We start from the raw sequence: 16471 nt of genomic DNA, 5'->3' as shown, positions 1-16471 counted from the left end.
AATTTTTGGAGCTGCAAAGTAATGAAAAATATCCTGAATAAAAATCCCCAACTTACAGTGTGTAAATTGGGGATTTTTTATAGGCTGAAAAAAGAATTATCCTTTCAACCAAGCCTCTTTTACTTTGGCTTTTGATGTGTCTACACCGTGGAAGCCTTCAGCATCCTGCATTGGTAGCATAACTTTTCCTTTCAGGATTTGCTCTTTTCCGTCGCGTTTTATTTTTACAGAAACCGTTTCGCCTTCTTTCCAGTCCATGCTAGCCATGATCATGTCATAAATGTTATCCAGATTGTAATTAACGTCGTTTACGGCTAAAATATAATCGTCGTTTTTCATGCCAAGATTTTTCATGAAATCATTAAGTTCAACGCCAGGCAGTACCTTGATTTCTTTAGTGGAAGGATCAACCGTAATGTAAGGTGTCGATTCATCTTTAAGGAAAGGATTGCCCGGTTTTTTAATGGTTGTTTCTTTAACGCCCATTTTTTCGAAATACTTCTCATAAGGAATTGGGGTTTCGCCGGCTACATAAGTATTTAAAAACTCTCCAACAGCAGGATAGGTCAGCGAAGTAATCTTGCCGAATAATTCCTCATCGTTGAACGGTTTGTTTACTCCGTATTCGTTGGATAAAGCCTGCATTAAATCAAGAATTCCTTTTTCACCATTACTGCTCTCGCGCATTTGAATGTCGATACACATAGCAATTAGGGCTCCTTTTAAATATACGTTGTAATAGGAATCTTTGTATTTAGCATCCAGAATGTCTTTACTCATTTTAGTAAACGGCATTTTTTCGTCGAATCTTTTTGACTGATCGATTTTATCTGCCATACGGATATAGAATTCTTCCTCTGTAATTAATCCTTGGTTCACCTGGAAAAGGTTTGCAAAATATTCCGTAACGCCTTCATACATCCACAAATGTTGTGACATCTTAGGGTTGTTGAAATCGAAATAGTGAATTTCTTTAGAGTGAACGGTCAAAGGAGTTACGATGTGAAAAAACTCATGCGATACTACATCTTTTAATTGTTCCAATAAAGCAGCTTTTGGCATCATTTCCGGCATTACAACAGTTGTGGAAGTAGTATGCTCTAAAGCCCCAAAACCTTTAGCATCTTTTGTTTTCATGTCTGACAGGTACAATAAAACGCTGTATTTTTTGGTAGCATTAACCGCTCCTAAAAATTTTTTCTGCGCTCGCATCATGGTTTCCATCGCCGGACCGAAGTCGCTTGCTTTGTAGGTTCCGTTTGGAGAATAGACGCTGATTAAGATGTCCATATCATCAACCTTAAAGGTCACAAAATCCGGTTTGGAGTACATGATTGGATGGTCTACTAATTCTGCATATCTTGAAGATAGGAAAACATCATTTTCAGTACTGTTGTCAGTGTCTATCATCGAAGTTGCCCCCAATAAAGTTGATGGGTGAGCAATGTTTACTTTATATGGTAATTCCGATTTTCCTTCGAAGTAGCCTACAAAACCATGAGTGTTGATCATGAAATTTTTCCCTTCTATGATGTTGGTTCCTGCTGGAGAAAACACATCTTTGCCGCCCATTCCTCCGGTAGTTTCAATGTCAAAACTGTCATTTACCCAATATGTTACCTTGTGTAAGGATTTAGCGTTGGAAATCTTCCAGGTATTTTCGCCTTCTTTGGCTACAGTAAGTTCGTTTCCTTTTGCGTCATACGCTTTTACGTTTTCTATGAATCGACCGTAATTGTCTGTAGAATAGGTGCCGGGAACTGTTTTCGGAATGTTGAAAGTAGTCATTTCTGTAGTAATTGACGGTGCTAAAACCGTAACCATTACTTTATCATCTTTAACATTTTTTAAATCGATGGAAACATCTACTTGGCTTTTTGCAGCGGCTGAACCTGCCGTACTTTGTGATTTACAGCTTAATAAGGTTGCTGCAACAGCCACGGTATAAAGTATTTTTTTCATTTTTTATTGTTTTAAAGATATGTAGTTGATTTTGAGTTTTTGTTACAATTTCGTGTTAAGGAATTTTACTATAGTTGTTGAAAGCTCCGGATGGTTGCGAATATTGAGATTGGAATACGATTCCATATTTTCTTTTTCGTCGCCTAAAATTGTTTTGAAGACGTGATTCATGTTTTTAAGGATTACCAGCTCGCTGTCTTTTTTGGCTTGTTTCAGGAGTTCTGCATCTTTCGGAACGACTTGCAGGTCTTTGTCTCCGTTAATTAATAATGTGGGACATTTTAGTTTTTTTATTTCTTCCTGCGGATTGTATTTCAGCCAAGATATTAAATAAGGTTGAACACTTTCCCTAAAAAGGTTTTGCAGCGCCGGTGTTTCGTTTTTAAATGTTTTTCCTTCTTTTAGTATCTTGAAGTATGCTGTTGCTGTTTCCTTGAAAGAAGGGCTTCTTTTTTCTATTTGTTCCACAACGATTTCGTCAATTGGTCTTCCTGCTCCGGCTAGCGAAATGAAGGCATCGGCTTTTTTATGTTGAGCTGTCAGCATTCCTACTAGGGCTCCTTCACTGTGGCCGGCAATAATGTATTTTTTATATTTTCGGTTTTTTCTGAAATAGTCAACAACACCGGAAGCATCGGTTATCAAATCTTCAAAACGGGCTTCAGTTTCATTAGTATTGCCTAAAATTAGCTGCGCAAAGATTCTTTTGTCATAAGTGAAAACGTTGTAGCCGTTGTTGGCTAAATCTTCGGCTAAATATTTCAAGGAGTTGTTTTGTGCGCCTAATTGGTTTCCGTTTCGATTGGTAGGGCCAGAACCGGCTAGCAGTAGTATTAAAGCCTTTTTGTTGTTCTCTTCTTTTGGGGTATACAGATCCCCTTTTATCAAATCGGAAATAACAATCTCTTCTTTGGAGAAAGTGTCAGTTTGTGAAAAGCTAACGAACGGTAGTATTAAAACGAAAAATTTGAAAAGGAGTTTCATAAGTAAAAATAAAAATCTCCCAAAGTTAGGAGATTTCTTTCTTTAATCGAATTTATTCTTAAAATAGTATTTGCTGTCTAAATCGTCGTCCTCAAGGTCGTTAAACTTTTGAGGCTTCGGTTTGGATTTGCTGGCGGTAACTTTTTTCTTCCAAAGTTCAAAATTGTCTTTGGAGAGTCTTTTTCGCATCAGTTCGGTTACATCGTTTTCGGATATTCCAAACTCTTCTTTTAACACTTCAAAAGGTTTTCGTTCCTCTTGAGCCATAGTGACAACGCGGTTTAATGTCTCGTTGTCCATTTCTGAAATTTTACTTTTTTTCATCAGATGAAAAATTGATTCAAATAAATGGTTTTAGTTTTGTTTTAAACAACTCATTCAATATTACTAAAAAAATGAATTTAGAAATAAAGGAGTTTTATTTTTTAGGAATTTTCAAAAATCAGACCAAAATTAAAATCGACTTTGAATTTTGTGCTATGAAATTGTTCTGAATGTAAGATTTATTCGCGGATTTAAGGGTTTTGTTGTTTTGGGTATTTGATGTTTCCAGTGGTGTTGTGTGCTTCCTTTCATCAAAAGTAGGCTGCCGTTTTCCAGAAGGATGTTAAGTTTTTGTGATTTATCGGTATTGTGTTTCAGCTGAAAATTGCGTGCTGCACCAAAACTGACAGATGCAATAATGGGATTTCGCCCCAATTCTTTTTCATTATCGGCATGCCAGCCGTTACTGTCTTTTCCGTCCCGATAGAGATTGAGTAGCACCGAAGTGAAGTTGTAATTCAATTCGTGTTCTACCTTTGATTTAATTTGCAGCAATAGTTCGGTGTAGGGGTGGGGTTGCATGGTAATCCCGGAATAGGAATACGGTTTCTCATTGTTTCCGAACAAAGCCGTCAGTCGGGGCTGAAGGTGTTTTTTTCCAAAAATGGTTATAGGATCCTGCTGCCAGGGTGTTTCGGTTAACAGTTTTTCGAAAAAGGCATTTGCTTCCTGCTCCGTAAAGAAATCCGGATAGTAAACTATTTCGGCATCTTTGAGATTAAAAGTGATTCTATCGTTTGAAAACAGCGTATCCATACCTCTAAATTACAAAAAAAGCGATGATTTTAGTCATCGCTTTGTAGTCTTAAATTGAAAAGTATTATTCGGATTCATTGTTTTGAAGCACCATTCTATATAGAAGCCCGGCAGCCAGTGCGCCCAGGATCGGGGCAACCCAAAACAGCCATAACTGCGTTAAAGGTTCTCCTTGTGTAAATAAAGCCTGAGAAGTTGAACGGGCAGGGTTGACCGAAGTATTTGTGATTGGGATACTGATTAAGTGAATTAATGTCAGTGCTAAACCGATGGCGATTCCTGCAAATTTTCCATTGGCGAATTTATCGGTAGCCCCCAGAATTATCAACAGGAAAAACATGGTAAGAACAAATTCAGCGATAAATGCAGAACAAACGGAATAGCCGTCTGGTGAAAAAGCATCGTAGCCGTTAGTGGCGAAAACTCCAGCTTTGGTATTGTCTATTATGAAACTTTCTTTTCCGGACAAAATAAGGTATAATGTTCCTGCAGCTAAAATTGCCCCTACACATTGGGATATGATATAGGGTAGAAGGTCTTTCGATTCAAACCTGCCGCCGGCCCATAATCCAAAAGAAACCGCCGGATTGAAATGCCCGCCTGAAATATGGCCTACAGCATAAGCCATGGTTAAAACGGTTAAACCGAATGCTAATGAAACACCAGCAAAACCTATTCCTAAATCCGGGATGCCTGCTGCAAATAAAGCACTTCCGCAGCCTCCGAATACCAACCAGAAGGTTCCAAAAAATTCTGCAAATAGTTTTTTCATAAAATTTGAGTTTTGGTTATGTTCAAATTTATAAAAAAAACAAAATACTTGTTAATTTTTTTTAAAATTCACATTCATGATTATGATTGCCAGAATAATTAGTAGAATTCCAAGCCATTGAGTGAGAATTACGGTTTCCTTTAATAAGAAGTAGGCCATCATAACCGATACTGGTAATTCTAATGAAGAAACAATACTGCCTAAGCCTATTCCTGTATGTGGAAAACCGGCATTCATCAGTATAGGAGGGATGATGGTTCCAAAAACGGCTAAGATAATGCCCCATTTCAGAAAAATGTCAAAATTGAAAAGGGTAACCTGTGTTGCAATCGAGAAACCAAAAACAATAACAGCACCACCTAAAAGCATGTACAAACTCCTTTGCGCAGAGGAGATACCAACGGCAATTCGGTTAGCTGTTAACATGGTCGTAGTAAAAGAAGCTGCGGCCAGCATACCCCACATGATACCTCTCCAGTCCAGTGAAACTTCATTGTTGATTAGATTGGTGGCTAAAGCTGTACCGGCAAGAACAATAAGGACTGAAATAATTTTTTGAACAGACGGTGCTTTTTTGTCTAAGATCCATTCCAACAAAACGCCCATCCAAACGGTTTGCATCAGTAATACTATACCAATAGAAACCGGAATGTATTTCACTGCCAGATAGTAGAATACACTGGTCATACCTAAGGAAGTTCCAGCAAGCATCAGGTGGAAAATATTTTTTCCGGAAGCTTTTACAACGGTATTCCCTTTTTTATATTTCTGAAAAGCATTAATAAGCAGCATACCTAAAATACCCAGAACAAACTGTGATGTGGTTACTTCTGCCGTGGTGAAATTTTCTTTGTAGGCCAATTTTACAAAGGTAGCCAGCATTCCGTAGCTTGTTGCCCCTAGTCCTACTAAAAAAACTCCTTTTAATACTCTGTTTCCAAACATGTTATCAATTTTTAAAAAGCCGGCAAAGATATGTTTTTTGTTTTAAGCTACAATGTATTGTTGAAAAATTGAAGGTTTCACGTTTGTTATTGTTCCGAAGTTATTAAAAAAAATCCCAATCAAACCGATTGGGATTCTTAGCTATTAAAAGTTTGAAATTACAGATTGACGGCATACGTTTGACCGTTTGAGTGTGTATACGTTGCCTGATTATCACAGGTTCCTGTGCCATAATCTAAAACGCCGTCCAGGTAGGTGCCGTCTAAAATTAATTTTCCTTGAGAAATGTAGTTACAGGCATATCGTTTTACCAAAGTTTCCAAAACGGTTACCGTAAGTGAAGTACCGTTGGGTCTGTGTACGGTATGTGTTCCGGAAAGAATATGATAAACGTTATCACCTAACGCTAATGTGCTGATACCTTCCACCATTTTTACAGTTCTCGTTCCGGAATGTGTAAATACTTCTCCGGCTAAATTGGTAATTCTTCCGTTGGTAATGGTTCTGTTCCATTGTGGGGTTTCCGGATTCGTAGTTTCATTAACATAGGTAACGGTACCTTCAACGTGTCTTCCGTTTACATAATAATTGGAACGCTCGATGGTCATTACACTGCCATTGTTCATCAAATAGCCAGAAAGCGTGATGGTTAAAACACCAGTGCGGGTAATGTTGTTATACAAGCATCCAACTGTACCAAAGTCGATAGTAATGACTTTTGGGAACACTCCGGGAGTCGTATTGTTTACGGTTACTGTGGCACAATCTGGAAAGCGTCCCAAATTGTCCGAACCTCTACTCGAATAACTGGAATTTTCACTGGCTACATCGTTTCCGAGATTGAAATCTGCTTCGTTGGTAAAATCAATTTCCGCCGACGCAATCATTAATTTCTGGTCGACTACTGGGTTTTCGGTTTCCTCTTTTACACAAGACGCCATAAATACAGACGCTATAAGTAATCCGCTTAGTAGTTGCAATCTGAATTTTTTCATAATCCTAAGTTTTATCGTTTACTCTTTAGATGCAAAAAAGTTAAAAAGGTTTAAAAGAAAACTTAAGAAAATGTAAAAAAAATAAAACCCGAAAGTTTTTACTGACGGGTTTTGTTATAGATGTTGTTTAGTTTTTATTTGATCAGATCAAAACTTCTTTTTACGAAAGCGGTTAAATCTTCTCCTTTTAAAAGTCCTTGCGAGAGTTTTGCCAGATCCAACGCTTGTTTTACTAAACTTTCCTGAGTTGTTTTATCTTTTTCACTGATGATAGTCGTAGCCAAATCCGAATTTGTATTTACTACCAGATTGTACATTTCAGGGAATTTATTCATGCCGAACATACCGCCTCCGGTTTGACTCATTTCTTTCATTCGGCGCATAAATTCCGGTTGTGTAATAATGAATGGCGCAGCCTTACTGTCCATGGCCTCCAATTGTACAGTGTAAGTAGCTTTAGGAACGATCTCTTCCACTACCGTTTTAAGGTTTTCTTTTTCCTCATCCGATAATTTGGAAAGCTGATTGTCATCCTTTCGGATTAAGTTATCCACATGATCCGAATCTACACGGGTGAAAACTAAGTTCTCGTTGTCGGCCTCTAGTTTTTGAATCAGGTGAGAAACAATTGGCGAATCCAACAGTACAACTTCATAACCTTTCTCTTTGACTAAATCGATATAACTGTGTTGAGCATCTTCGTTAGAAGCATATAATACTACAAGTTTACCGTCTTTATCCGTTTGGTTTTCTTTAAGCGTTTCTTTCAGTTCATCCAATGTAAAGTATTTTTTGTCTACGGTTGGATATAATGCAAATGCACCAGCTTTTTCATAGAATTTCGGTTCTGACAACATTCCGTATTCCAGAACAATTTTGATGTCGTTCCATTTTTGTTCGAAATCTTCGCGGTTTTCGGTAAACAATAATTTTAATTTATCGGCAACCTTTCGGGTAATGTAATTTGAAATTTTCTTTACAGCACCGTCAGCCTGTAAATACGAGCGGGACACGTTTAGCGGAATATCCGGTGAATCGATAACCCCTTTTAGCATGGTTAGGAATTCCGGTACAATACCTTCCACATTATCCGTTACAAAAACCTGATTCTGATACAATTGAATTTTGTCTTTCTGAATTTGCAAATCGGCAGACATTTTCGGGAAATACAGAATTCCGGTTAAATTAAATGGGTAATCTACATTCAGATGGATGTTGAAAAGCGGCTCGTCAAACTGCATCGGGTACAGCTCACGGTAGAAGTTTTTATAATCGTCCTCTGTTAAATCGGAAGGCTGTTTAGTCCAGGCCGGAGATGGGTTGTTGATGATATTGTCTATCTCAATTTCCTCCATTTTTTCATCTTCGCCAACTCCGAACGCTTTTTGTTCTTTTCGGGTTCCGAACTTAATAGGTACTGGCATGAATTTGTTGTATTTTACCAACAGTTCATTAATTTTTCGTTCTTCTAAAAACTCCAGAGAATCTTCTGCAATGTGAAGGATGATTTCAGTTCCCCTTTCGGTTTTGGAGTGTGGTTCTAAAGTGAATTCGGGGCTTCCGTCGCAAATCCAGTGAGCTGCCGGTTCGTCTTTGTGTGATTTCGTGATAATTTCCACCTTTTCAGCTACCATGAAGGCCGAATAAAATCCTAGTCCGAAATGTCCAATTACTCCGGAATCTTTAGCCGTGTCTTTGTATTTTTCCAGAAATTCTTCGGCTCCGGAAAAGGCAATCTGATTGATGTATTTTTCAACTTCTTCAGCGGTCATTCCTAAACCTTGATCGGTAATGTGAAGTTTTTTACCTTCTTTATCGATTTTTATCTCGATGATTGGTGTGCCATATTCTGTTTTTGCTTCACCGATACTCGTTAAGTGCTTTAGTTTCAGTGTGGCGTCAGTTGCATTGGAAACCAATTCACGAAGAAAAATTTCGTGATCACTGTATAAGAATTTTTTGATTAGGGGAAAGATGTTTTCAACCGAAACATTAATTTTTCCTGTTGTCATATGTTATGAATTTTAAATTTAAAAGATATTATAGCTTCCATTTCAAATAAAATACCAAACCAAAATGACTGACAAATTGACGTAAAAATTATGTTATAATTTCTGTTCACTGTGGAAAGTTGCTGAATAATTGTGTTAAATTTGTAAGTACATTAAAAAATAGAATCATGAAGAAACTTGTTTATTTAATTATGGTTGTAGTTTTTGCTGCAGGTTGTAAAAGTAATCCGGCAACAAAACTGGACATGAAATCGGAAGTGATGTTAAAAGGAAACTGGAAAATTTCGTCGGTTACATATCCCGGATCGGAGTATTTTAAGGTTACGTCTTTCAATATTGCCGATGCGCAATGCTTTGTAAACAGTCAATGGAAATTTGTATCGAATAACAACAAAGGCGAAATGGCTTTGAGCAACAGTAAGTGTGTTACTTATGGGAGTCAAATTACATGGTTTATCAATAAGGAAGGGAATATCGTGATGAAGTTTTTAACGGAAGGAATAAAAGCAAAGCACACCTCTTCCGGCTATGTTTTACGAGTAGCCAATCAGACTGAAAATTCATTTCAGTTAATTGATAAAGTTAACGTAGGGGGAAATACTTCAGATTTGGTATATCAATTTGAAAGAATTAACTAAAAATAACGAGATTATGAAAAAAGTAAGCATATGTGTTTTAGCAATAATGATGGCATCCACTACTGTTTTTACAAGCTGTAATGCTGTGAAAAATGCCAATAATACTCAAAAAGGCGCCGTAATTGGTGCAGCAGGAGGTGCTGTAATCGGAGGGATTTTAGGGAATAATTTAGGTAAAGGCGGAAAAGGTGCTTTAGGTGCTGTAATTGGTGGTGTTGTCGGTGGTGTTGCCGGAGGATTAATCGGAAACAAGATGGACAAACAGGCCCGTGAGATTAAAGAGGCTTTACCGGGTGTTGAAGTGGAAAGAGTAGGCGAAGGGATTAAATTGGTACTTGGGGAAAATTCGGTTAATTTCGATTTTAACAAGGCTACTTTAACGGCAAAAGCAAAACAAAATCTGGATAAATTGGTTCCGGTTTTCAAGGAATATCCAGATACCGATATTCAGATTTTTGGTTACACCGATAGCAAAGGTTCAGATGAGTACAATTTGAGTTTGTCTGATCAGCGTGCGGCGGCAGTACGAAATTATTTAGCCGGTAAAGGATTGGTGGGATCAAGGTTTAAAACCATCGGAATGGGAGAGGCAGATCCTATTGCAGATAATGAAACCGACGCCGGTCGAGCAAAAAACCGTCGTGTGGAATTTGCCATTACGGCCAATGCCAAAATGGTGGAAGAAGCTAAAAAAGAAGCGGGTCAATAAACCGTATAGTCAATAAAAAAAATCCCAAACTTTTAGTTTGGGATTTTTTTTATTTTTATTTTATCGTTCGCCGAAGGTATAAGAAAGACCTACGGTAAAATTATAGATAAACGTTGATGTGGCATTAGGAGAACCGTTAAATTCAGGACTGTTGTAAGTGTAGCTTCCGTCAAACCAGTAATGTTGCGAAAAATGGATAATTCCGGTAGCATCAACACCAATTGCCAAATTGTCTGTAAGGGAAATTTGTGGTGTGATCCCAAAAATAACATGCCCTATTTCGTCTGTTCCGCCTTCCGGAATAGTTACGGATTTTTGCATGGAATATCCAGCACCAGCATGTGCGTATAGGTTGAAAGTACGGCTGTAGAAGTAACTTCTGCTGTCTATAAGATTGGTCAGATTGCTAAAAGCCTGAATGGAAATTCTGGATGTATTAATTCCTTTCTCGACCGGAGCTTCCTGTGTTCGGAATTTGTCCTGTCCATAATCTAATTTCACACCCCAAGTATCGTCAAACATATACCTGACACCGAAGTCAAAGTGGGAAAAGTCACTCAACCCTGGGTCTTTCACTCCTGATATTCCATAGTTAGCATCTATGCTGAAACCTCCATAAGGGCTTTGGGCAAAAGCAAAAGAGCTGCACAATAACAGAAAGAAAGTCAATTTTTTAACTGATAATAACATGCTTAAGTAGGTTAAAATTTTTGCAATATTAACTATAAACTTTTGAATTTAAGAAAGGTTATCTTTAAAATATTTCAAATAATGTAAGGTTTATGAAATTAGGGCTTAATTTTGCATTTTAAAATATTACAATGCTTCAGGTACAATCAATATCTTTCGGATATTCAGAAAAGAGGATTATTCAAAACATCAATTTTAAAATCGATAACGGTAAGAATGTTGCTGTTATTGGCGAAAGCGGCTGTGGGAAAAGTACGCTTCTCAAACTGATTTACGGATTATACGATTTAAATGAAGGGCAGATTTTCTGGAAAGATACAGAAGTAACCGGACCGAAATATAATCTGGTACCCGGTATGCCTTTTATGAAATACTTGGCTCAGGATTTTGATTTGATGCCTTACATCACTGTGGCTGAAAATGTTGGAAAATACCTCTCTAATTTTTACCCCGAAGAGAAAAAAGAGCGTATCGCCGAATTGCTTGAAATCGTAGAAATGACTGAATATGCCAATGTAAAAGCACAATTTTTAAGCGGAGGCCAGCAGCAGCGTGTGGCTTTAGCAAGAGTTTTAGCGTTAGAACCGGAAGTGTTACTGTTGGACGAGCCCTTTAGTCATATTGACAATTTTCGAAAAAATGCGCTTCGCAGAAATTTGTTTGCCTATCTGAAAGCCAAAGAGATTACAGTTTTAATCGCTACGCATGACAGTGTGGATGCGCTTTCCTTTGCGGATGAAACGATAGTTTTGAAAAATGGTCAGTTGCTTGATAAAGGTACATCTTCGGAAATTTATCTGAATCCGAAATCGAAATACAGTGCTTCGCTTTTTGGAGAAGTGAATGAAATTATACTTTCACAACTGATAGAGAATGAAGAAGATAAGCTCCTTTTTCTATACCCACATCAGTTAAAAGTAGTGGAAAACGGGTTTATGAAAGTTGTCGTAAAACAATCTTATTTTAAAGGAAGCCATTATCTTATTAAAGCCGCTTTGGGTGGAAAAGCCATTTTCTTTGAGCATGATGCCGAGCTGGAACACAATAAGGAAGTAACTTTAATGTTGTCATAAAAAAGCCTGAAGGTTCAACTCTTCAGGCTTTACATTTATAGGGCAGGGCTTAATTCTTCAAATATTTTTCCAAAAACTGATCCTGTTCCCAAAGCAAGTGTAGAATATTGTCTTTAGCCGCATAACCGTGCGATTCTTTAGGTAAAAGTACCATCCTTACCGGTGCGCCTAAACCTTTCAATGCCTGAAAGTAACGTTCGGTTTGAAGTGTAAATGTTCCCGGATTGTTGTCGGCATCTCCATGAACTAATAATAAAGGAGTTTTCATTTTTTCTGCGGTCATGAAAGGCGACATTCCATTGTAAATGTTTGGAACTTCCCAGTAATTACGTTGTTCACTCTGGAATCCGAAAGGCGTTAGCGTACGGTTGTAGGCACCGCTTCGAGCAATTCCGCAAGCGAATAAGTTGGAGTGTGTCAATAAGTTAGCGGTCATGAAAGCACCATAGGAGTGTCCGCCGACAGCTACTTTTTTACGATTGATGTAGCCTAAATTGTCCACAGCGTTAATAGCTGCTTCTGCATTGTCTACCAACTGCGTGATAAATGTATCGTTCGGTTCCGTTTTGCCTTCACCGATAATTGGGAAAGCCGCATCATCTAAAACGGCGTAGCCTTTAGTTACCCAATATACAAATGAACCATAATTCGGGAACGTAAATTCATTTGGATTCTGACTCGATTGCCCGGCAGAATTCTTGTCTTTAAATTCCGTTGGATACGCCCAAATTAGTAAAGGCAATTTTTCTTTCTTCACTTTTCGGTCGTAGTTAGCCGGTAAATATAAGGTTCCGGTTAATTCTACACCATCTTTACGTTTGTATTTGATTACTTCTTTGTATACATTTTTGATGCTTTCAAAAGGGTTTTTGAAAGTAGTAATCGGTGTCACTTTATCTTTCGATTTGATGTTGCGGAAGTAATAATTCGGGAATTCCGTAGGCGATTGAATTTGTACCAAAACATCTCCTTTTTTGAAATCTTCAATCGATAAAATATCTTCTTTTTTATTTTTGAATGCCGATTGATACAAACGCTTTTTTTTCAGTGTTTTAACGTTAAATTCGTCAATAAAAGGGAATTGCCCTTCTTTGGTAAATCCGTCACCGATTAAAAATGCATTGTCGCCTTCCAAAGCTAAAACCTGTCTGGCATACTCGTTTTTCTTGGTTTCAAAATTACCCGGGTCGGAGTAAATATCCTGAGAATTTCGATCGGAAATCACTTTAGGTGTCAAACTTGGATTAGAAGGGTCAATTAAATACGTTTTTGTGTTTCTCGTGTCGTACCAACTGTCATAAACCACTGCTATATTATCATTACCCCAAGTGATACCGGCGTAACGCTGCGGTGTTTTTACCAATGAAGTAGGTTGCGTTGAAAAGGGAGCTTTCCATAGAGAAACTTCGTCACGGTATTCTACCTTGTTGGCAGGATCTCCATTGTCTAAAGCCTCCACAAACGATAAAGTTGCCGGCACATCACTTCGCCAATTCATGCTTCTTTTTCCTTTACGAACAGCCATAAAACCTTTCGGCATGATTTCGTTTAACGGTACTTCGTTTACGACTTTAATTTCGTTTCCGTTTTTATCAAATACAATGGTTTTTTGCGGGAAACGGCTTAAGGGAACGATGTATGAATATGGTTTTTGAATGGTTGTCAGCATAAGGTAATTTCCGTCCGGGGAGAACGATTCTCCGGCATATAAATCCGCTTTTTTAAATAATTCTGCTTTTCCGTTTAAATCGATTTTGTACAATTCGGATGTTACCAGGGTTTCAAAATTGGTTTCGTCGGTTTTGTTTTTCAGTAAATCCTGAAACGTTCTGTTTTGGGATGCTTTTCCTTCACTGGTTGAGGTAGTCGGTCCAGTTGGTAAGTCTTTTTTGCTGTCGATTAAAGACGGTCTGTTAGCAACCAATGTTTTTGCTAAAATGCTTTTCCCGTCTCTGAACCAGCTAATTGGGTTACCTAAATTGGCATTTAAATTATCGGAAGTAAGTTTTGTCGCTTTCGCGGAAGCAATGTCCAAAACCCATAATTCCACACCGGTATTGGTTGTGTTGGTGAAAGCAATTTTTTTCTCATCCGGTGACCACGAAAGGTTTGTAATTCTCGGATTGCTTGGTAAACCTGAAACCTGAACTTCATTTTTATCTTTTACCTTACGTACTTTCAAGTTATTGATATAGGTAACTGTACTTGAAATATTGGTAATTGGATTGATTCGCAAACCGGCCAGACGCATTTCTTCCTGATTCAAATCGTCTAAAGTTTTATACGTATTGCGGTAGGTTAAAAGCATCCATTCTTTTTTGGTATCCATAGTTACCGACGGCGCTCTGTCATATTCGGCCAATGCCAAAATTTCTTTGGATGGTTTCTGATACGTTAGGTTTTCCTGCGCAAATAAAGAGGAACCAGCAAGCAACAAAAGCCAAAAGCAGTTTTTTAAGTTCATAGTTAATAATTTGGTTTTGGATATGGGTCTAAAAATACGATTCTGTTGTTATATTTTTTTATATATTTTGTTAAATTCATCTTTTTCAACGATTGATTTTATATATAATCGAAAAATTAGGCGTATTGTTTAAAAAAGATGTAATTATGTTTAAATTTGTAGCCCTATTTTTAATAAAAGAATAAAATAATGTATCATTCAAAGATTTCAGGATTAGGTTATTATGTTCCCGAAAATGTGGTAACCAACGACGATTTATCAAAAAAAATGGATACCAATGACGAGTGGATTCAGGAGCGCACGGGTATTCAAGAGAGAAGACATGTAATAAGAGGAGAAGATACGACAACTTCTATGGGGGTTAAAGCTGCAAAAATTGCCATTGAGCGTTCCGGTGTTGCCAAAGAGGATATCGATTTTATCGTTTTCGCAACATTAAGTCCGGATTACTATTTTCCAGGGCCGGGCGTTTTGGTACAACGCGATTTAGGGTTGAAAACCGTTGGTGCCCTTGATGTTCGTAATCAGTGTTCCGGTTTTGTATATGCACTTTCTGTAGCCGATCAGTTCATTAAAACCGGAATGTATAAAAATATTTTGGTTATCGGTTCCGAAGTGCATTCTACTGGTTTGGACATGACAACGCGTGGCCGCGGTGTTTCCGTTATTTTCGGAGACGGGGCGGGGGCAGCTGTTTTGTCAAGAACTGAGGATACAACAAAAGGAATTTTATCAACGCACTTGCATTCTGAAGGACAACATGCAGAAGAATTAGCGCTTCAGGCTCCGGGAATGGGGAAACGTTGGGTTACCGACATTATTGCCGATAACGATCCGAACGACGAAAGTTATTATCCATACATGAACGGACAATTTGTGTTTAAAAATGCCGTGGTTCGTTTCAGTGAAGTAATTATGGAAGGGTTACAAACGAATAATTTGCAGGTTTCCGATATCAACATGCTGATTCCCCATCAGGCGAATTTAAGAATCTCGCAATTTATTCAGCAGAAATTTAAACTGGAAGATTCGCAAGTTCACAACAATATTCAAAAGTATGGAAATACAACAGCGGCTTCCATTCCAATCGCTTTAACCGAAGCTTGGGAACAAGGGAAAATAAAAGAAGGCGATTTAGTAGTTTTGGCTGCGTTCGGTTCCGGATTTACCTGGGGAAGTGCTATTATTCGCTGGTAATTTATATAGTCCTAAAAAATATACCGCAGATTCGCAGATTGTTCTCGAATTTGCGGTTTTTTTTTATTGTATTCGATTGTAGTAAATGCTTTATTGATAATTGTTTAGGTCTTGAAATCTGCGAATCTGCGGTTCTTTTTGCTTTTTTAAGTTTTTATCGATAATCTGTATGTTAAATCCTATGAACTGGTTTTCGGTTTTGTAACTATTTTTTTAATTTTAGGACATAGTTTTTGTTATTAACCTCTAATAATTAATAAATTATGGCACGAAAAGTAGTTTACAACGAAGGTCAGGCAAGGTTATTTGAAAACAAATATTTGGAAATGCTCACCAAAGGAAGCCCAATCCTAATCTGGAGTATATACATTCCAATACTGACTTACCTTATTTATAAGGCATATTTCATTTACCAAATTCCGGCACTGACAACATTTTTATTCTTTTTCGGCGGAATACTTTACTGGACTTTTTTCGAATATATTGCGCATCGGTACATTTTTCACTGGGTAAGTGAAAATATTCGCGTGCAAAAAATAGCGTATGTGATGCATGGAAATCATCATGAATATCCCAGAGATCGTGATCGTCTTTTTATGCCGCCGGTGCCGAGTCTTATATTGTCAACTATACTTTTTGGATTGCATTATTTGTTGTTGCGGGACTATAACTGGGCTTTTTTTCCGGGATTTATGCTGGGGTATTTGTTATATGCTTCCATGCATTATGCTATTCACGCTTTTGAACCGCCTTTTGAATTTATGAAACCGCTTTGGCGCAACCACCAGATGCATCATTACCGCAACGAACATTTAGGTTTTGGTGTAAGTAATACCCTTTGGGATAAGGTTTTTGGTACCACTTTCGATTTACGAAAACACAAAGAAGAACCTGAAAAAGCGAAGGCACTGAAGTTTGATGAGAAATAAAAATAAAAAACCTCGAAGTAT

14 protein-coding genes and 1 pseudogene are annotated in these 16471 nt (G+C 37.7%); 5 read left to right on the top strand and 10 right to left on the bottom strand.

Annotation, left to right across the window (positions count from 1 at the left end; genetic code table 11):
• Window positions 1–96: 96 nt before the first annotated feature.
• From ABGT15_RS08115 to htpG, 8 genes and pseudogenes are all read right to left on the bottom strand, one after another.
• A complete protein-coding gene (locus ABGT15_RS08115; protein ID WP_367230926.1) occupies window positions 97–1962 on the bottom strand; it encodes a peptidase M61 in 1866 nt (621 codons plus the stop codon).
• A gap of 42 nt (window positions 1963–2004) precedes the next feature.
• Window positions 2005–2946, bottom strand: a complete 942-nt coding sequence (locus ABGT15_RS08110) for an alpha/beta hydrolase family protein (protein WP_367230925.1) — start codon at window positions 2944–2946, stop codon at window positions 2005–2007.
• A 42-nt stretch (window positions 2947–2988) separates the two neighbouring features.
• Window positions 2989–3270: a TIGR03643 family protein gene (locus tag ABGT15_RS08105; protein WP_367230924.1), complete on the bottom strand. Its 282-nt coding sequence runs from the start codon at window positions 3268–3270 to the stop codon at window positions 2989–2991.
• A 153-nt stretch (window positions 3271–3423) separates the two neighbouring features.
• On the bottom strand, window positions 3424–4026 hold the full coding sequence (locus ABGT15_RS08100) for an alpha-ketoglutarate-dependent dioxygenase AlkB family protein (protein ID WP_367230923.1): 603 nt from the start codon (window positions 4024–4026) through the stop codon (window positions 3424–3426).
• Window positions 4027–4090: 64 nt separating this feature from the next.
• Window positions 4091–4801 (bottom strand): annotated as a pseudogene (aqpZ, locus tag ABGT15_RS08095) (aquaporin Z); the annotation flags it as partial.
• 48 nt (window positions 4802–4849) lie between these two features.
• Complete coding sequence (locus ABGT15_RS08090) at window positions 4850–5743, bottom strand: EamA family transporter (protein ID WP_367230922.1); 894 nt, start codon at window positions 5741–5743, stop codon at window positions 4850–4852.
• A gap of 158 nt (window positions 5744–5901) precedes the next feature.
• The gene (locus ABGT15_RS08085; RefSeq protein ID WP_367230921.1) at window positions 5902–6738 is read right to left on the bottom strand and encodes a hypothetical protein; all 837 of its coding nucleotides are present in this window, start codon (window positions 6736–6738) and stop codon (window positions 5902–5904) included.
• A gap of 134 nt (window positions 6739–6872) precedes the next feature.
• A complete protein-coding gene (gene htpG / locus ABGT15_RS08080) occupies window positions 6873–8750 on the bottom strand; it encodes a molecular chaperone HtpG (protein ID WP_367230920.1) in 1878 nt (625 codons plus the stop codon).
• 167 nt (window positions 8751–8917) lie between these two features.
• On the opposite strand from htpG, the gene ABGT15_RS08075 reads away from it, so the two are divergent.
• Both ABGT15_RS08075 and ABGT15_RS08070 read left to right on the top strand, forming a co-directional pair.
• Entirely contained in the window at window positions 8918–9388 is a 471-nt protein-coding gene (locus ABGT15_RS08075) for a lipocalin family protein (protein WP_367230919.1), read from the top strand.
• A gap of 13 nt (window positions 9389–9401) precedes the next feature.
• Entirely contained in the window at window positions 9402–10097 is a 696-nt protein-coding gene (locus ABGT15_RS08070; protein WP_367230918.1) for an OmpA family protein, read from the top strand.
• Window positions 10098–10157: 60 nt separating this feature from the next.
• Here ABGT15_RS08070 and ABGT15_RS08065 read toward each other — a convergent pair whose 3' ends face one another.
• Window positions 10158–10787 carry an outer membrane beta-barrel protein gene (locus ABGT15_RS08065; RefSeq protein WP_367230917.1) on the bottom strand — a complete coding sequence of 210 codons (630 nt, stop codon included), beginning with the start codon at window positions 10785–10787 and terminating at the stop codon, window positions 10158–10160.
• 131 nt (window positions 10788–10918) lie between these two features.
• On the opposite strand from ABGT15_RS08065, the gene ABGT15_RS08060 reads away from it, so the two are divergent.
• On the top strand, window positions 10919–11860 hold the full coding sequence (locus tag ABGT15_RS08060) for an ABC transporter ATP-binding protein (protein ID WP_367230916.1): 942 nt from the start codon (window positions 10919–10921) through the stop codon (window positions 11858–11860).
• A gap of 49 nt (window positions 11861–11909) precedes the next feature.
• Here ABGT15_RS08060 and ABGT15_RS08055 read toward each other — a convergent pair whose 3' ends face one another.
• Window positions 11910–14324, bottom strand: coding sequence for a S9 family peptidase (locus tag ABGT15_RS08055; protein ID WP_367230915.1), 2415 nt, complete (start codon window positions 14322–14324; stop codon window positions 11910–11912).
• Between the two features lie 189 nt (window positions 14325–14513).
• On the opposite strand from ABGT15_RS08055, the gene ABGT15_RS08050 reads away from it, so the two are divergent.
• Window positions 14514–15521: a 3-oxoacyl-ACP synthase III family protein gene (locus ABGT15_RS08050; protein WP_367230914.1), complete on the top strand. Its 1008-nt coding sequence runs from the start codon at window positions 14514–14516 to the stop codon at window positions 15519–15521.
• 263 nt (window positions 15522–15784) lie between these two features.
• Window positions 15785–16450: a sterol desaturase family protein gene (locus tag ABGT15_RS08045; RefSeq protein WP_367230913.1), complete on the top strand. Its 666-nt coding sequence runs from the start codon at window positions 15785–15787 to the stop codon at window positions 16448–16450.
• Window positions 16451–16471 lie beyond the last annotated feature (21 nt).

The organism is Flavobacterium enshiense (genome assembly GCF_040750275.1).
In the GTDB taxonomy this organism is placed as follows: Bacteria; Bacteroidota; Bacteroidia; order Flavobacteriales; family Flavobacteriaceae; genus Flavobacterium; species Flavobacterium enshiense_B.
The sequence above is the reverse complement of the archived record's forward strand: the minus strand, read 5'-3'. Positions and strand labels throughout refer to the sequence as shown.

Coding starts and splice junctions, on each gene's coding strand:
- ABGT15_RS08115 (WP_367230926.1), bottom strand. CDS start 1,962: ATGAAAAAAATACTTTATACCGTGGCTGTTGCAGCAACCTTATTAAGC.
- ABGT15_RS08110 (WP_367230925.1), bottom strand. CDS start 2,946: ATGAAACTCCTTTTCAAATTTTTCGTTTTAATACTACCGTTCGTTAGC.
- ABGT15_RS08105 (WP_367230924.1), bottom strand. CDS start 3,270: ATGAAAAAAAGTAAAATTTCAGAAATGGACAACGAGACATTAAACCGC.
- ABGT15_RS08100 (WP_367230923.1), bottom strand. CDS start 4,026: ATGGATACGCTGTTTTCAAACGATAGAATCACTTTTAATCTCAAAGAT.
- ABGT15_RS08090 (WP_367230922.1), bottom strand. CDS start 5,743: ATGTTTGGAAACAGAGTATTAAAAGGAGTTTTTTTAGTAGGACTAGGG.
- ABGT15_RS08085 (WP_367230921.1), bottom strand. CDS start 6,738: ATGAAAAAATTCAGATTGCAACTACTAAGCGGATTACTTATAGCGTCT.
- htpG (WP_367230920.1), bottom strand. CDS start 8,750: ATGACAACAGGAAAAATTAATGTTTCGGTTGAAAACATCTTTCCCCTA.
- ABGT15_RS08075 (WP_367230919.1), top strand. CDS start 8,918: ATGAAGAAACTTGTTTATTTAATTATGGTTGTAGTTTTTGCTGCAGGT.
- ABGT15_RS08070 (WP_367230918.1), top strand. CDS start 9,402: ATGAAAAAAGTAAGCATATGTGTTTTAGCAATAATGATGGCATCCACT.
- ABGT15_RS08065 (WP_367230917.1), bottom strand. CDS start 10,787: ATGTTATTATCAGTTAAAAAATTGACTTTCTTTCTGTTATTGTGCAGC.
- ABGT15_RS08060 (WP_367230916.1), top strand. CDS start 10,919: ATGCTTCAGGTACAATCAATATCTTTCGGATATTCAGAAAAGAGGATT.
- ABGT15_RS08055 (WP_367230915.1), bottom strand. CDS start 14,324: ATGAACTTAAAAAACTGCTTTTGGCTTTTGTTGCTTGCTGGTTCCTCT.
- ABGT15_RS08050 (WP_367230914.1), top strand. CDS start 14,514: ATGTATCATTCAAAGATTTCAGGATTAGGTTATTATGTTCCCGAAAAT.
- ABGT15_RS08045 (WP_367230913.1), top strand. CDS start 15,785: ATGGCACGAAAAGTAGTTTACAACGAAGGTCAGGCAAGGTTATTTGAA.